The organism is Variovorax sp. OV329, from assembly GCF_900114785.1.
Taxonomy (GTDB): Bacteria; Pseudomonadota; Gammaproteobacteria; order Burkholderiales; family Burkholderiaceae_C; genus Variovorax.
In genome coordinates, this window is sequence record NZ_FOUG01000003.1 from 407593 (window position 1) to 422800 (window position 15208).

At 70.5% G+C, this 15208-nt stretch carries 16 protein-coding genes; 10 read left to right on the forward strand and 6 right to left on the reverse strand.

From position 1 onward, the window contains the following. Positions 1-8 precede the first annotated feature (8 nt). On the reverse strand, positions 9-548 hold the full coding sequence (locus BM345_RS07075; RefSeq protein ID WP_093377111.1) for a TRAP transporter small permease subunit: 540 nt from the start codon (positions 546-548) through the stop codon (positions 9-11). Positions 549-747: 199 nt separating this feature from the next. Between BM345_RS07075 and BM345_RS07080 the strand changes: the two genes are divergently transcribed. After that, positions 748-2037, forward strand: a complete 1290-nt coding sequence (locus tag BM345_RS07080) for an SUMF1/EgtB/PvdO family nonheme iron enzyme (RefSeq protein WP_093377113.1) — start codon at positions 748-750, stop codon at positions 2035-2037. Here BM345_RS07080 and BM345_RS07085 read toward each other — a convergent pair. Next, on the reverse strand, positions 2034-3161 hold the full coding sequence (locus tag BM345_RS07085) for a substrate-binding domain-containing protein (protein ID WP_254789625.1): 1128 nt from the start codon (positions 3159-3161) through the stop codon (positions 2034-2036). The genes BM345_RS07080 and BM345_RS07085 overlap by 4 nt on opposite strands. Positions 3162-3276: 115 nt before the next feature. Between BM345_RS07085 and BM345_RS07090 the strand changes: the two genes are divergently transcribed. From BM345_RS07090 to BM345_RS07105, 4 genes are all read left to right on the forward strand, one after another. Continuing rightward, a complete protein-coding gene (locus BM345_RS07090; RefSeq protein WP_093377116.1) occupies positions 3277-4017 on the forward strand; it encodes an ABC transporter permease in 741 nt (246 codons plus the stop codon). Continuing rightward, positions 4014-4718, forward strand: coding sequence for an ATP-binding cassette domain-containing protein (locus BM345_RS07095; RefSeq protein ID WP_093377119.1), 705 nt, complete (start codon positions 4014-4016; stop codon positions 4716-4718). Before BM345_RS07090 ends, BM345_RS07095 begins: the two co-directional genes overlap by 4 nt. Positions 4719-4741: 23 nt before the next feature. Beyond that, positions 4742-5581 (forward strand): ABC transporter substrate-binding protein, encoded by an 840-nt coding sequence (locus BM345_RS07100; protein ID WP_217653970.1) that lies wholly within the window; start codon positions 4742-4744, stop codon positions 5579-5581. 112 nt (positions 5582-5693) lie between these two features. Continuing rightward, positions 5694-6077, forward strand: a complete 384-nt coding sequence (locus BM345_RS07105; protein WP_093377122.1) for a nuclear transport factor 2 family protein — start codon at positions 5694-5696, stop codon at positions 6075-6077. 6 nt (positions 6078-6083) lie between these two features. Here BM345_RS07105 and BM345_RS07110 read toward each other — a convergent pair whose 3' ends face one another. The 3 genes from BM345_RS07110 to modA are packed head-to-tail and all read right to left on the reverse strand — an operon-like array spanning position 6084 to position 8222. Continuing rightward, complete coding sequence (locus BM345_RS07110; protein ID WP_093377126.1) at positions 6084-6770, reverse strand: ATP-binding cassette domain-containing protein; 687 nt, start codon at positions 6768-6770, stop codon at positions 6084-6086. A 13-nt stretch (positions 6771-6783) separates the two neighbouring features. Continuing rightward, positions 6784-7437, reverse strand: coding sequence for a molybdate ABC transporter permease subunit (gene modB / locus BM345_RS07115; protein WP_093377129.1), 654 nt, complete (start codon positions 7435-7437; stop codon positions 6784-6786). Between the two features lie 17 nt (positions 7438-7454). Next, a complete protein-coding gene (gene modA, locus BM345_RS07120; protein WP_254789626.1) occupies positions 7455-8222 on the reverse strand; it encodes a molybdate ABC transporter substrate-binding protein in 768 nt (255 codons plus the stop codon). Between the two features lie 61 nt (positions 8223-8283). Here modA and BM345_RS07125 point away from each other — a divergent pair, with 61 nt between their 5' ends. Next, positions 8284-9078 carry a TOBE domain-containing protein gene (locus BM345_RS07125; RefSeq protein ID WP_093377131.1) on the forward strand — a complete coding sequence of 265 codons (795 nt, stop codon included), beginning with the start codon at positions 8284-8286 and terminating at the stop codon, positions 9076-9078. A gap of 7 nt (positions 9079-9085) precedes the next feature. On the opposite strand, the gene BM345_RS07130 is transcribed toward BM345_RS07125, so the two are convergent. Then, complete coding sequence (locus BM345_RS07130) at positions 9086-10225, reverse strand: helix-turn-helix domain-containing protein (RefSeq protein ID WP_175544928.1); 1140 nt, start codon at positions 10223-10225, stop codon at positions 9086-9088. A gap of 209 nt (positions 10226-10434) precedes the next feature. Here BM345_RS07130 and BM345_RS07135 point away from each other — a divergent pair, with 209 nt between their 5' ends. The 4 genes from BM345_RS07135 to BM345_RS07150 are packed head-to-tail and all read left to right on the forward strand — an operon-like array spanning position 10435 to position 15192. Beyond that, positions 10435-10911: a (2Fe-2S)-binding protein gene (locus tag BM345_RS07135; protein ID WP_093377137.1), complete on the forward strand. Its 477-nt coding sequence runs from the start codon at positions 10435-10437 to the stop codon at positions 10909-10911. Positions 10912-10928: 17 nt separating this feature from the next. Continuing rightward, positions 10929-13373 carry a xanthine dehydrogenase family protein molybdopterin-binding subunit gene (locus BM345_RS07140; RefSeq protein ID WP_093377140.1) on the forward strand — a complete coding sequence of 815 codons (2445 nt, stop codon included), beginning with the start codon at positions 10929-10931 and terminating at the stop codon, positions 13371-13373. A 16-nt stretch (positions 13374-13389) separates the two neighbouring features. Next, entirely contained in the window at positions 13390-14181 is a 792-nt protein-coding gene (locus BM345_RS07145; RefSeq protein WP_093377142.1) for an FAD binding domain-containing protein, read from the forward strand. A 9-nt stretch (positions 14182-14190) separates the two neighbouring features. Further along, complete coding sequence (locus BM345_RS07150; RefSeq protein ID WP_093377145.1) at positions 14191-15192, forward strand: AAA family ATPase; 1002 nt, start codon at positions 14191-14193, stop codon at positions 15190-15192. The last annotated feature ends 16 nt before the right edge of the window (positions 15193-15208 follow it).

Genomic DNA, 15208 nt, shown 5'->3' on the forward strand with positions numbered 1-15208 from the left:
TGCGCGCTTTACTGCACCGGCTTCTCGTAGTGCGTGTCCATCTCGATCAGGCCGCGCAGGTAGGCCACGCGCTTGATCACCTCCGACACGCCCTGCAGGAACATGAGCGCGAAGCCCAGCGGCAGCAGCAGCATCGCGGGCCAGCGGATCAGGCCGCCGGAGTTGCCCGACATTTCCTTGGTGACGTACATGTTCACGAACAGCGGCCAGCAAAGCCAGGCGATGATGCCCATCACCGGCAGCAGGAAGAACAGCAGGCCGAACAGGTCGACGTACACCGGGCCGTGGCGCTTGAGCTTGCCGTAGAAGATGTCCACGCGGACGTGCTCGTTGAGCTTGAGCACCACCGGCGCGCCCATCATCACGGTGGCCGCAAACAGGTACCACTGGATCTCGAGCCAGGCGTTGGAGCTGGTGTTCAGGCCGAAGCGCACGAAGGCGTTGCCTGCCGAGATGAGGGCGGCGGCCAGCACGGCCCAGGCGGCGAACTTGCCGAGCTGGGTGCTGATCCAGTCCATCCAGTATGAGAATTTGAGAAGCACAGACAAGGTCTTGTCTCCGGGTCTGGTGAAGGCGAAAAAAAGGCGCGCGATTGCCGCAGCGCACAAAGCCCGCAATGGTAACGCTCTGTGCATGCGGCTCCGGGGGTGGCGGCAGGGGGCTTTCCCTGAGCACCACGATGAAGCACGGGCCTTTCATTTGGCTTTCATCCAGGCCTGGAATTGCGCTCGCGATAATGGCCGGAGAATGCCCTCGACCACCCCCGTGCTGCCCGCGCCGGGCCTGCCGCACTCCATCGACTCGCCCGACATGCGGCGCGCCGGCCGCGAGTTGCTGTCGCTGGCCCTGATCGACGCGCGCAACCACACGCTGCACCTGCTGGGCTTGCACGAGCAGGCGATGCAAAAGGCCGGCATGGCATCGGTGCCGCAGGTGGCCGGCGTGATGCCGCAGGCCTGGCTGGCCGGGCACATCGGCTGGTTCGCCGAATGGTGGATCGCCCGCAACACGCAGCGCGCCTTCGGCCTGGATTGTCCCGCCCGGCCGACGCGGCTGGCCGCCATCGAGCCCATGGCCGACAGCTGGTGGAACCCGGCGCAGCGAGGCGTGGCCGATCGCTGGTCGCAGGATCTTCCCGACCTGGCGGCCACCAGGGCCTACCTGCTGGAGACGCTGGAGAGCACGCTCGAGCTGCTCGAACGCGCGGCGGAGACCGATGCCGGCCTGTACTTCTATCGCCTCGCGCTTTTTCACGAAGACCTGCGCGGCGAGCAACTGGTGGCGATGGCGCAGACCCTGGGCCTGCAGCTGGGCGCCGAGCTGCCCCCGCCGGGCGCGGCGCGCGAGCCGATCTCCATGCCGGCCACGCGCTGGCGCCTGGGCCTGGTGCCGGGCGAGGGCAGCGGCTTTGCCTTTGCCCAGGAGTGCGGCATCGAGGAACTGGAGGTGCCCGAGTTCGAGATCGACGCCCAGCCCGTCACCTGGATGCAGTTCGTCGAGTTCGTGGAGGACGGCGGCTACGACCGCGAGGACCTGTGGTCGCCCCAGGGCTGGGCCTGGCTGCAGGCCGAGGGGCGTCGCGCGCCACGCCACGTGGAGCAGATCGGCGCCGCGCACCGCGGCACCGGCGGCTCGGTGCTGCAGCGACGTTTCGGCGTCGCCACCCGGGCCGCCGGCCATCAGAGCGCCATGCACGTGAGCTGGTGGGAGGCCGAGGCCTGGGCCCGCTGGGCCGGCCGGCGCCTGGCCACCGAGGCCGAGTGGGAGATCGCCGCCCATGGCGCCTCGCGACGGGGCTTTCGCTGGGGTGAAGTGCACGAATGGGCCGCGGGCACGCTGCGCCCCTGGTCAGGCTTTCGCCTCGATCCGTGGAGCGCCGGGAGCGACTTCGATCCGCTGCCTGCCTTCGGCCATGCCCGCGTGCTGCGCGGTGCCTCCTTCGCCACGCGGGCACGCCTGCGCTCGCTGCGCTTTCGCGGCTTCGCTGCGCCCACGCGCGACGATCTCTTCGTGGGCTTCCGGACCTGCGCGATCTAGGCGGCGCGCGCTGCCGGCGTGTCCGCCTTCTCCGACTTGAAGTTCCACCAGGGCAGCAGGGTGCGCAGCGACTGCACCTCGCCGCTGGCCACCGCCTGGTAGCCCGCCAGCGTGCCCAGCCGGTGCTGCCAGGCCTGGCTGCGCAGCACCGCGAGCAGCGCCTGCGTGGCGGGCTGCTCCAGCGCGGTCTTCAGGCACACCAGGTGGTAGCGCTCCTGCACCAGCGGCACGAAGTCCAGGCCCCCGGCGAGCGCGGCCGACTCGAGGCCCAGGCCTGCATCGGCCTGGCCGGACTGGATGGCATGCGCCACCGCCGCATGCGAGGGCTCGTGGCGGTCGTAGCCCTCGATGGCGCGCGGCGCGAGCGCCTGCTGGTCCAGCAGTTCGTCCAGCAGCACGCGGGTGCCGGTGCCCAGCGCGCGGTTGACGAACCTGGCACGTCGCCGGGCGACGTCCGCCATCGATTGCAGCGCCAGCGGATTGCCCGGCGCGACCATCAGGCCCTGCGTGCGCCTGGCGAAGCCGATCACCTTGTGCTGGCCGGGCTTGAGCAGCGGCTTGTAGGTGCGATGCGAGAGCGAGCCCACCGGCGGATGCTCGCGCGCGTGAAAGCCGGCCATCACGCAGCGCCCCTGGTTGAGGGCGCGGATGGCGTCCACGCTGCCGCTGAACTGGATGTCCAGGTGCACCTGCGCCGTCGCGGCCGCGTAGGTTCGAAGGGCCACCAGCGCATCGTCATAGCTGGCATGCAGGCTCAGCACGTGGGTGCTGTCGTCGAAGGCGAGGGCGAAGGCGCGCTCCAGGTCGGCATGCAGCGCCTCGATCTGCGCGGACAGCCGAGCCTGGGCCTGGCGCTCCGCCCACAGCAGCTTGTCACCGAACTCCGAAAGCTGCGCCGACTGGCCTGCATCGCCGGCCACGAGCCGGTGGCCCAGCAGCTTCTCCCAGCGCTTGAGTTCACCCCACACGTGGCGGTACGACAGGCCCAGCGTGCGTGCCGCGGCGGAGATGGAGCCGCTGTCGCGCACCGCCTGAAGCATTTCCATCAGCGCATTGCGGATGCGCGGCGCGCCGACGCTGCGCGCCCCGATGGCATAGGAGAGTTCGATCTGCTGGGGCTGCACGCGGCGATTATGCAGACCACCCTCAACCTATGAAATGAATTGCATAGGTCCGAATTGTCACAGATCGATACTTGCACCGTCATTTCCACTACGCCGGTCCAAGGGACTACGAAGCATGAACACCTTCGCGCAGAGCATCACCGCTGCCTGGCACCTGCTGGTGTCGGACGACGCCGTGCTCTGGACCATCGTCGGCCGTTCGCTGTGGGTCAGCGCCTGCGCCTGCGTGCTGGCCTGCGGCCTGGGGCTGCTGGCCGGCGCCTGGCTGGGCGTGGCCCGCTTCCCCGGCCGCGGCGCGCTGCTCACGGTGCTCAACACGCTGCTCGCGCTGCCTTCCGTGGTGGTGGGCCTGGTCGTCTACCTGCTTTTGTCCGCCTCGGGTCCGCTGGGCTTCCTGGGCTGGCTCTTTTCCTTCAAGGCCATGGTGCTGGCGCAGGCGGTGCTGGTGCTGCCGGTGGTCACCGCGCTCACGCGGCAGGTCGTCGAGGACGCCGAGCGGGCCCATGGCGAGCAGCTGCGCTCGCTGGGCGCGCCGACCGCATCGCGCGCCGTGCTGCTGGTGTGGGACGAGCGCTACGCCCTGGTCACCGTGCTCATCGCCGCCTTCGGCCGCGCCGTGTCCGAGGTGGGCGCGGTGATGGTGGTGGGCGGCAACATCGACGGCTTCACACGCGTGATGACCACCGCCATCGCGCTGGAGACCAGCAAGGGCGACCTGCCGCTGGCGCTGGCCCTGGGCACGGTCCTGCTGCTGGTGGTACTGGTGCTCAACCTGGCCATCTCCTGGCTGCGCGCCTGGCGCGAGCGGGTCGATGGCGGCGCGGTGCAGGCCGCGGCCCGCGGAGCCATGGCATGACCCGCGCACCCGCCGCGCCGCTCTTCGTGCTGCGTGGCGCCGGCGTGCGCTACGGCGGCATCGAGGCGCTGCACGAGGTCACGCTCACCATCCTTGCCGGCGAGCGGGTCGCGCTGGTTGGCGCCAACGGCAGCGGCAAGAGCACCCTGCTGCGCCTGCTGCACGGCCTGCTGCCCGCGGCGACGGGCGATGTCGCCAGCCTCGCGCCGGCGCGCGATCAGGCCATGCTCTTCCAGCGCCCGCACATGCTGCGTGCCAGTGCGCTGTCGAACGTCGCGCTGGCGCTGTGGCTGCGCGGTGCGCGCTGGCGCGACGCACAACGCTGGGCCGGCGCGGCGCTGGCGCGGGTGGGCCTCGAGCAGGTGGCGCGGCAGAACGCGCGCACCCTGTCGGGCGGCCAGCAGCAGCGCCTGGCGCTGGCGCGGGCGTGGGCGCTGTCGCCCGCCGTGCTGCTGCTCGACGAGCCCACCGCGAGCCTGGACCCCACCGCCAAGCGCGACGTCGAGGCCCTGATCGGCGAGGTGGCCGACGGCCGCACCCTGGTCTTCGCCAGCCACAACCTCGGGCAGGTCAAGCGCCTGGCCACGCGCGTGATCTACCTGGAACACGGCCGCGTGCTGGCCGACCTGCCGGTCCACGATTTCTTCCATGGCGCGCTGCCCAAGGAAGCCCAGTTGTTCGTCAAAGGAGAACTTGCATGACGATGAAGGAGACGAAGCGAAGCCTGTGGATGCTGTCCGCGCCCACGCTGGCGCTGGCCGCCGCGCTGCTGGCCGCTGCGGCGCCTGTGGCACAGGCCGAGGAGATCACCATGGCCTCCACCACCTCCACAGAGCAGTCTGGCCTGTTCTCGACGCTGCTGCCCGACTTCAAGAAGGCGACGCAGATGGACGTGAAGGTGGTGGCCGTGGGCACCGGCCAGGCCATCGACATGGCACGCCGCGGCGATGCCGACGTGCTCTTCGTGCACGACACGGCGGCCGAGGAGAAGTTCGTCGCCGAAGGCAACGCCGTCAAGCGCTTCCCGGTCATGTACAACGACTTCGTGCTCATCGGCCCGGCCAAGGACCCGGTGGGCGTGAAGGGCAAGGACATCGTGGCGGCGCTCAGGAAGATCGCCGCGGCCAACGCGCCCTTCGTCTCGCGCGGCGACAAGAGCGGCACCGACGCGGCCGAGCGGCGCCTGTGGTCGCAGACCGGGCTGGCCGAATCGGGCCAGCAGGTCGCCAACGAGAAGAAGGGCAGCGGCTACAAGGAATGCGGCTGCGGCATGGGCCCGGCCCTCAACATCGCGGCCTCCACCGGCGCCTACGTGGTGTCGGACCGCGGCACCTGGCTGTCGTTCAAGAACAAGGGCGAACTGGCGGTGGTGGTGGAGGGCGACAAGCGCCTGTTCAACCAGTACGGCGTGATGGTGGTGAACCCGGCGAAGTTTCCCAACCGCAACACCGCCGGCGCGCAGAAGTTCGTCGACTGGGTGATCTCGCCTCAGGGCCAGGCCAGCATTGCCGGCTACAAGATCGGCGGCGAGCAACTGTTCTTTCCGAACGCGACGGCCAATTGATCGGCAACCGCGCGCCGGGCCATGACCTCCCACGTCATGGCCTGCCAGCGCGCAAGTGGCGACCATTCCTTCACCCGCCAACCGGCGGCATCAACCAAGGAAAGGAATCGCCATGAACACCGCCCTCCAGGCCCACCTCGCCGACGACATCGCCGCCCGCTACATCTCGCTGTGGAACGAGACCGATGCGGCGCGCCGCCTGGGCATGCTGGCCGAAGGCTGGACTGCCGATGCGAGCTACATCGACCCGCTGGCGAAGGCCTCGGGCGCCGAAGGCATCAGCGCGCTGATCGCCGCGGTGCAGGCGCGCTTCCCGGGCTTTCGCTTCAAGCTGCTGGGCAAGCCCGATGCGCACGGCGAGCACCTGCGCTTCTCCTGGACGCTGGGCCCCGAGGCCAGCCAGGACCTGATCCAGGGCACCGACTTTGCGCAGCTGTCCGACGGCCGCCTGCAGGCGGTCACCGGCTTCCTGGACAAGGTGCCGGCCGCCGCCTGAGCCGATTCAGGCCAGGGGGGCGGCCACGGCCGGCGCCTCGGCCACGCGGCCATTGGCGATGCGCACCACCGACTGCGCCAGGGCCCGGACGTCCTCCGGGTCGTGGCTGACGAGCAGCGTGGGCACCTGCACGCGCTCCAGCATCTCGGCCAGTTCGTCGCGCAGGCGCACGCGCAGGTCCAGGTCGAGCGCGGACAGCGGCTCGTCCAGCAGCAGCATGCGCGGCTCGGTGGCCAGGGCACGCGCCAGCGCCACCCGCTGCTTCTGCCCGCCCGAGAGGTGGCGCGGCAGCGCGCGGCGCACCGGCTCCAGGCCGAACTGCGCGAGCAGGGCCGACACGCGCTCGCGCGCCCCCGCCGGCATCGCGTGGCCCATGCGGCGCACGCCGAACATCAGGTTCTGCTCCACGCTCAGGTGTGGGAAGAGGGCGTAGTCCTGGAACACGAAGCCCACCCCGCGCTCGCGCGCCGGCAGGTCGATGCCGCGCTGGCTGTCCAGCAGCGTGCTTCCGCCCACGCGGATGTGGCCGCTCGCATGGGGCGCCAGGCCGGCGATGGCCAGCAGCACGGTGGACTTGCCGGCGCCGGATGGGCCCAGCAGCGCGGTGCGTGCGCTGTTTGAGCGCAGCGCCACGTCCAGGTCGAAGTGGCGGTCCTCGGAGCGCAGGGTCAGTCGAAGGTGCAGGTCGAGCATGTCTTGCATTCCTTCAGTGCTTCGCCTGCAGCAACCGGCCGGCGATCACCAGCAGCACGATGCACAGCAACGAGATCACCAGCGTGAGGCTGAAGGCCAGCGGATCGTCGCCCGCCTGCACCGCGCTGTACACCGCCACCGACAGCGTCTGCGTGCGCCCCGGCAGGTTGCCCGCGACCATCAGCGTGGCGCCGAACTCGCCCATGGCGCGCGCGAAGGTCAGGGCCAGGCCGGCGGCGATGCCGCGCCGGGCCAGCGGCAGGCTCACGCGCCAGAACAATTCCCACTCGCTGGCACCCAGCGTGCGGGCCGCCTGCGGGAAGCGGATATCGATGTCCTCGAAGGCCGCGCGCGCAGCCTTGTAGACCAAGGGAAAGGCCACCACCGCCGCCGCCACCACCGCGCCCTGCCAGGTGAAGAGCAGGCGGATGCCGAAGAGCCGATCCAGCCAGACGCCGAGGAAGCCGTTGCGGCCGATCAGCACGATGAGGTAGTAGCCCAGCACGGTGGGCGGAAGCACCATGGGCAGCACGAGCACGGCATCCAGCACGTTCTGGCCGGCGAAGCGGTGGCGTGCCATCCAGTGGCCGGCCGCGATGCCCAGGGCGCCGGCGACCAGCGTGGCCAGCAGCGCCACCTGGAGCGTCAGCACCAGCGGCTGCAGCATGGCCGATGTGAACGGACTCACGGCGGCGAGAAGCCGTGGCGCTGCAGGATGGCCTGGCCACTGCTGCCGCGCACGAAGGCGATGAAGTCACGGGAAGCCTGCGCATTCCTGCTGGCGGCCACCTGCGCGATCGGGTAGCGCACCGGGCTGGCCGTGGGCACGGTGAAGGCGATGCGGGTCTTGCCGGCCTCGATCATCGCGTCGGTGCGGTAGACGAAGCCGGCGTCGACCTCGGCGCGCGCCACGTAGTTCAGCACCTGGCGCACGCTCTCGCCGAACACCCAGCGCTGCTGCAGCGCATCGGCCAGGCCGGCGGCGGCCACTGCGTCGGCGGTGTACCTGCCGGCCGGCACCGAGGCCGGCGTGCCGCTGGCAATTTTGGCGAAGGCCGGGTCGCTCAGGTCCTTCAGTTCCTTGGGCGACTTCGTACTGCTTGCGGGCAGCACCACCACCAGCGAGTTGCGCGCGAAGTCGGCGCGCGTGCCCTCGGCCAATAGCCTGGCGGCGGCGGCGCGGTCCATGGTGGGCTGGTCGGCCGAGGCGAACACGTCCACCGGCGCGCCCTGCTGGATCTGCGCCAGCAGCGCGCCCGAGGCCGCGAAGTTGAACACCACCTTCTGGCCCGGGTGCGCCTTCTGGTACTCGGTGGCGACGTCCTGGAAGGCCTGCGTCAGGCTGGCGGCGGCGGACACCACGATGTCCTGCGCCAGAGCTGGCAGCACCATCGCCAGCGCGGCCAGGGGCGCGGCCAGGCGGGCGAGGCGGCGGGAGGCGGTGGTGCTCATGGCGCTTGTTCGCTATTCATGGACGGAATAGCGCCTAGTGTAGCGGCCGCACAATCGGCGCATGAGCAGCACGCACCGCTACATCGACGCCCTGGGCCACGGCCTGTCGGACAAGCGCATCGACATCCTGCGCGGCATCGGCCGCACCGGCAGCATCTCGCAGGCGGCGCGCGACGCGGGCGTCAGCTACAAGGCCGCCTGGCAGGCGATCGACACGCTGGGCAACCTGGCGGGCGTGGCGCTGCTGGAGCGCGCGGTGGGCGGCGCGGGCGGCGGCGGCGCCACGCTCACCGGGCCGGGCCTCGAACTGCTGGCCCTGGCCGATGCGATGGAGGCGGCGCGCCGCGAGGTGCAGCAGCGCTTCACCTCTGGCGCTGCGGCCGTACCGCAGGACGCCCCGCGCGGCGCCGGCCCGGCGCTGGGCTGGCTGGCGCTGCGCACCAGCATGCGCAACCAGCTGCCGGCGCGCATTGAACAGCTGGAGGGCAGCGGCCCGGTGGTGCGCGTGGGGCTGCGCCTGGGCCAGGACGGGCACATCGCCGCACGCATCACGCAGGAAAGCGTGCAGCTGCTGGGCCTGGCGCCTGGCATGGCGGTGATCGCGCTGTGCAAGGCCACCGCCGTGCAGGTCAGCCGCGCCGCGCCCGGTGCGAAGCCGTCGCGTGCAGCAGCCAACCGCCTCGAAGGCAGCGTGATCCGCGTGGCGCGCGGCGACAGCGGGGACGAGATCACCCTGGCGCTCGCGCCCGGCCTGCAGCTGGTCGGCTTCGCGCCGTCGGGCAGCGGGCTGCGCGTGCGCCAGCGGGTGCGCGCTTCGGTGGACGAATCCTCGGTGGTGGTGGCGCTGGGCGCCTAGTGATCGCTCAGGGCTCGCGCCGGCGTGCCTGCCAGAGCTTGCGGTAGACGGTCGCCCGGCTGATGCCCAGGGCGCGCGCCGCCTCGGCCACGTTGCCGCGGGCCTCGTCGACGGCGCGGCGGATCAGCTCGCTTTCCATCTCGCGCAGCCTGGGCTTGCCGGGCGCCTGGCCGTGGGCCGCGGACGCGCGGCCGGCATGCTGTACCCGGGCGCGCACGCGCAGGCCGGACCACAGCGGCACTTCAAGCGCCGGGTCCGCGCGCTGCGCGGCATCGAAGAGCATCGCCAGCGGCATGGCGAACAGGTCGTTGGAATGCAGCGCGCCCCGGCCCGCCAGCAAGGGCTGGTGCAGCATCTGGCGCGCCGCGGCGTTGGCGCCCGTGACATAGCCTTCCTCGTCCAGGCCCAGCAGGCCCATCGCTTCCGCCCCCACGCTGTAGCCCGGCCAGGCCAGGTGCAAGAGCAGGGCGCAGCGGTGCTGCAGCACCAGCGCGTTCTCGATGGCGCGCGCCGAGGTGGCGGCCAGGTGCTTGAGCTCGGGCCGCTCCTGCTCGTTCACGCCGGTCAGGTCCAGCATGCCTACGCACTCGCCCTGCGGATCGAACAGCGGTGCGCCGGCGCAGCTGTAGACGCTGGTGGCGTCGAAGAAATGCTCGCCGCGATGCAGCCACACCGGCTCCAGCTCGGCCAGCGCGGCGCCGATGGCGGAGGTGCCCACCGCGCCCTCGGACAGGTCGACGCCCACGCGCGCCAGGTCCAGCGCGCGCCGCTCGGCGCTTTCGCTCAGGCTGGGCAGCGCGCCCACGTCGACAACGATGCCGCGCGCATCGGTGAGGATGGGGAAGTAGCGCGTGTCGGCCAGCGTGCGGGCCAGGTGTTCCAGCACCGGCCGCGCGGCGGTCGCCAGCCGGCGGTTGCGCTCGCCCACCTCGCGCGCCTGGCCCCGCGAGACGGCGTCGAAGCTGATGGTTTGGTGCGGCCGTTGCCCGGCGCCCAGGCAGCGCTGCCAGGAGCGGGTGATCCATGGCTCGATGCGAAGCTGCGGCGCGAGGCTGGGGGCGGCGGCGCCCTCGATCCATTCGCGGCGCGCCTGCGCAATGAGTTCGCCGCGTTCGGGCCGCGGCAGGGAGGGGGTGGAAGTCAGCATTCGCTCTGTTGTCTCGTGCCTTGTGCGAAGGGCGCGTGGGGCGCCCTGTTTCATTTTGAGAATTTCAGGCCCGGCGCGCAACGCGTCTAGGGTTTTGCCTAGCATCCCACAAGTGGGTGGCGTCCAATATCGCCAACCGCCCCCAGGCCTCTCGCGCTGGCACGCGCGCGGGCAGACCCCAGCCATCACCAAACTTTGGAGACAGCCACATGCAGGTCAAACTCAAGGTCAACGGCCAGGCCGTCACGGTCGACGCGCCGCCCAACACCCTGCTGGTGCAGGCCATCCGCGAGAACCTGCGGCTTACCGGAACCCACGTCGGCTGTGACACCGCCCAATGCGGCGCGTGCACCGTCCACGTGAACGGCAAGGCGATCAAGTCCTGCAACGTGCTGGTGGCCCAGGTGGATGGCGCCGAGATCACCACCATCGAGGGCATCGCCGCCACCGACGGCACGCTGCACCCGATGCAGGCGGCCTTCAAGGAGTGCCACGGCCTGCAATGCGGCTTCTGCACGCCGGGCATGGTGATGAGCGCCATCGACCTGTGCAAGAACCATCCGAATGCCAGCGAGACCGAGGTGCGCGAGCTGCTGGACGGCAACCTGTGCCGCTGCACCGGCTACCAGAACATCGTCAAGGCAGTGATCATGGGCGGCAAGGCCATGGCCACGCCCAACGTCTGAACCCGGGAGCAACGACCATGGGTGCCAACGATTTCGCCAGCCTCCCGCACATCGGTGAGTCCCTCAAGCGCAAGGAAGACGCGCGCTTTCTCACCGGCGCCGGCCAGTACACCGCCGACGTGTTCCTGGAGCGCCAGGCCCACGCCGTGTTCGTGCGCTCGCCGCACGCCCACGCCAATGTCAACAGCATCGACATCTCGGCCGCCAAGGACATGCCCGGGGTCATCGGCATCTTCAGCGGCAAGGACATCGATGGAAAGATGGGCGGGCTGCCCTGCGGCTGGCTCATCAACAACCCCGACGGCACGCCGATGAAGGAGCCGCCACATCCCATCCTGGCCATCGGCAAGGTGCGCTACGTGGGCGACCACGTGGCGGTGGTGGTGGCCGAGACGCAGGAGCAGGCGCGCAACGCCGCCGAGGCGGTGCAGGTCGACTACGAGGTGCTGCCGGCCCTGGTGAGCGTGGCCGACGCCGCGAAGAAGGCCAGCGGCGTCACCATCCACGAGCAGGCCGCCGACAACCAGTGCTACAAGTGGGCGCTGGGCGACAAGGCGGCGGTGGACGCGGTCTTCGCCACCGCGGCGCACGTCACCACGCTGGACCTGGTCAACAACCGGCTCATTCCCAACGCCATCGAGCCGCGCGTGGCCGTCGCGGCCTACAACCGCGCGAACGAGGAATACACCCTCTACGTCGCCAACCAGAACCCGCACGTGGAGCGCCTGCTGATGACGGCCTTCGTGCTGGGCCTGCCCGAGCACAAGGTGCGCATCATCGCGCCGGACGTGGGCGGCGGTTTCGGCTCCAAGATCTTCCTGTACGCGGAAGACGTGGCGCTGACCTGGGCCTCCAAGCAGCTCAACCGCAGCATCAAGTGGGTGGCCGACCGCTCCGAGTCCTTCCTATCGGACGCGCATGGCCGCGACCACGTGAGCCATGCCGAGATGGCGATGGACAAGGACGGCAAGTTCCTGGCCATGCGCGCGCACACCGACGCCAACCTGGGCGCCTACCTGTCGACCTTCGCGACGGCGGTGCCCACCATCCTGTACGCCACGCTGCTGGCGGGCCAGTACACCACCCCGCTGATCTACATCGAGGTGGATGCCTGGTTCACCAACACCGCGCCGGTGGATGCCTACCGCGGCGCCGGCCGGCCCGAGGCCACCTACCTGCTGGAGCGCCTGGTCACGCGCTGCGCCTGGGACATGAAGCTGGGGCAGGACGAGATCCGCAAGCGCAACTTCATCACCCAGTTCCCCTACCAGACGCCGGTGGCGCTGCAGTACGACACGGGCGACTTCCATGCGTCCATGAACAAGGCCCAGCAGCTGGCCGAGGTCGATTCCTATGCGGCCCGCAAGTCCGCTTCCGAGGCCAAGGGCAAGCTGCGCGGCATCGGCTACTCCAGCTACATCGAGGCCTGCGGCATCGCGCCCTCGAACATCGCCGGTGCGCTCGGTGCGCGCGCCGGCTTGTTCGAATGCGGCGAGATCCGCGTACACCCCACCGGCAGCGTGACGGTGTTCACCGGCTCGCACAGCCACGGGCAGGGCCACGAGACCACTTTCGCGCAGGTGGTGGCGGCGCGCCTGGGCATCCCGGTGGAGAACGTGGACGTGGTGCACGGCGACACCGGGCGCGTGCCCTTCGGCATGGGCACCTACGGCTCGCGCTCCATCTCGGTGGGCGGCGCGGCCATCATGAAGGCGCTGGACAAGATCGAGGCCAAGGCCAAGAAGATCGCGGCCCACCTCATGGAGGCCAGCGACGCCGACATCGACTTCGCGAACGGCGAGTTCAGCGTGAAGGGCACCGACAAGAAGCTGCCCTTCGGCTCGGTGGCGCTGACCGCCTACGTGCCGCACAACTACCCGCTGGACAAGCTGGAGCCGGGCCTGAACGAGACCGCCTTCTACGACCCGACCAACTTCACCTTCCCCGGCGGCACCTACATCTGCGAGGTGGAGATCGACAAGGCCACGGGTGAAGTCACCGTCGACCGCTTCACCGCGGTGGACGACTTCGGCACCATCATCAACCCGATGATCGTGGAAGGGCAGGTGCAGGGCGGCATCGTGCAGGGCATCGGCCAGGCGCTGCTGGAGAACTGCGTCTACGACAACGAGACCGGGCAGCTGCTCACCGGCAGCTTCATGGACTACGCCATGCCGCGCGCCGCCGACTTTCCCAACTTCAAGCTGGACACCACCTGCACCCCCTGCACCCACAATCCGCTGGGCACCAAGGGCTGCGGCGAGGCCGGCGCCATCGGCTCGCCGCCCGCGGTGATCAACGCAGTGCTCGACGCGCTGGGACCGCTGGGCGTCAAGGACCTCGACATGCCCGCATCGCCGCACCGCGTGTGGGAAGCCATGCAGCGCGGCAGCACCACGCCCACGCAGCAGCCGCAGATCCCGCCATTGACCGCCAGCACCCAGGGCCGTCCGACCGCCTGACGACAAGGAACGCACCATGTACGCATTCACTTTCGAACGTCCCGCCTCGCTGGCCGATGCGGTGAAACTGGCCGGTGCCGGCGGCAAGCCGCTGGCCGGCGGCCAGACCCTGCTGGCCTCGATGAAGCTGCGGCTCTCGGCGCCCGAGCAACTGGTGGACCTGGGCGGCATCGCCGAACTCGCCGGCATCAAGAAGGACGGCAACCAGCTGGTCATCGGCGCGATGGCGCGCCATGCCGAGGTGGGCCGCAATGCCGACGCGAAAGCGGCCTTCCCGGCGCTGGCCTGGCTGGCCGGCCACATCGGCGACCGCCAGGTGCGGGCCATGGGCACCCTCGGCGGCTCGCTGGCCAACAACGACCCGGCCGCCTGCTACCCCAGCGCGGTACTGGCCAGCGGCGCCACCGTGGTCACGACCCAGCGCGAGATCGCCGCCGACGACTTCTTCCAGGGCCTGTTCGCCACGGCGCTGAAGGACGGCGAACTCATCACCGCCGTGCGCTTCCCGCTTCCCAAGCGGGCAGCCTATTCGAAGCAGCGGCAGCAGGCCTCGCACTTCCCGCTGGTGGGCGTGTTCGTCGCGCAGTTCGACAACGGCGTGCGCGTGGCCGTCACCGGTGCGGGCAATGGCGTGTTCCGGCACAAGGGCCTGGAGGACGCGCTGTCCAAGGACTTCACTGCGCAGGCCGCGGCCGGCGTGAAGATCGATTCGAGCAACCTCAATGCGGACCTGCATGCTTCGGCCGCCTACCGGGCCAACCTGATCAGCGTGCTGGCCCAACGCGCGGTCGCGAAGGCCCTGGAGTAACCTCGGCCGATGACTGCCACGCCTGACGCCACCGCTCCCTGGTCCTCCATCGACGCGGTGGTGCAGGCGCTGCAAGGCGCGGGCTACTACGCCGACCGGCGGCTGGCCACGGCGGTGTACCTCGCCCTGAAGCTGCAGCGCCCGCTGCTGCTCGAAGGCGAGCCCGGCGTGGGCAAGACCGAGCTGGCCAAGGCGCTCGCGCTGGCCCTGAGCCGCGAGTTGCTGCGCCTGCAGTGCTACGACGGCCTGGAGCAGCGCGAGGCGCTCTACGAGTGGAACTACGCCGCGCAGCTGCTGCACATGCGCGCCGCCGAGGCGCAAGGCGCAGCAATGGCCCCCACGCTCGGCACTGGCGTGTCCTCGCTGCCCCCCGAGGGGGCGCTCGCGTCTTCGGGCGGCCGTGCGCCGCTCGTGCGCGACATCGAGTCCGAGGTCTACCAGCCGCGCTACCTGGTGCGCAGGCCCCTGCTGCAGGCGCTGGAGACGCCGGTACCGGGCGCGGTGCTGCTCATCGACGAGGTCGACCGTGCCGACGAACCTTTCGAGGCCTTCCTGCTGGAGTACCTGGGCGAGTACCAGGTGAGCATTCCCGAGCTGGGCACCATCCGCGCCCAGGTGCCGCCGGTGACCCTCCTCACCAGCAACCGCACGCGCGACCTGAACGACGCGGTCAAGCGCCGCTGCCTCTACCACTGGCTGGACTATCCCGAGCGCGATCGCGAACTCGCGATCGTGCGTGCCCAGGTGCCGCAGGCCAGCGACGTGCTGTCGCGGCAGGTGGCCGACTTCGTGGGCCGGCTGCGGTCCATGCCGCAGTCCACCGCCTTCCAGCGCGTGCCCGGCATTGCCGAAAGCGTGGAATGGGCGCGCGCGCTGGTGGCGCTGGACACGCTGGAGCTCGACCCCGAGGTGGTGGTCGACACCGCCGGCATCCTGTTCAAGCAGCGCGACGACGTCGCGGCCCTGGACAGCGCGCTGGCCGGCGAACTGCTCAAGCCGGCCGAGGCCTGAGCCCCGGGCAGGCAAC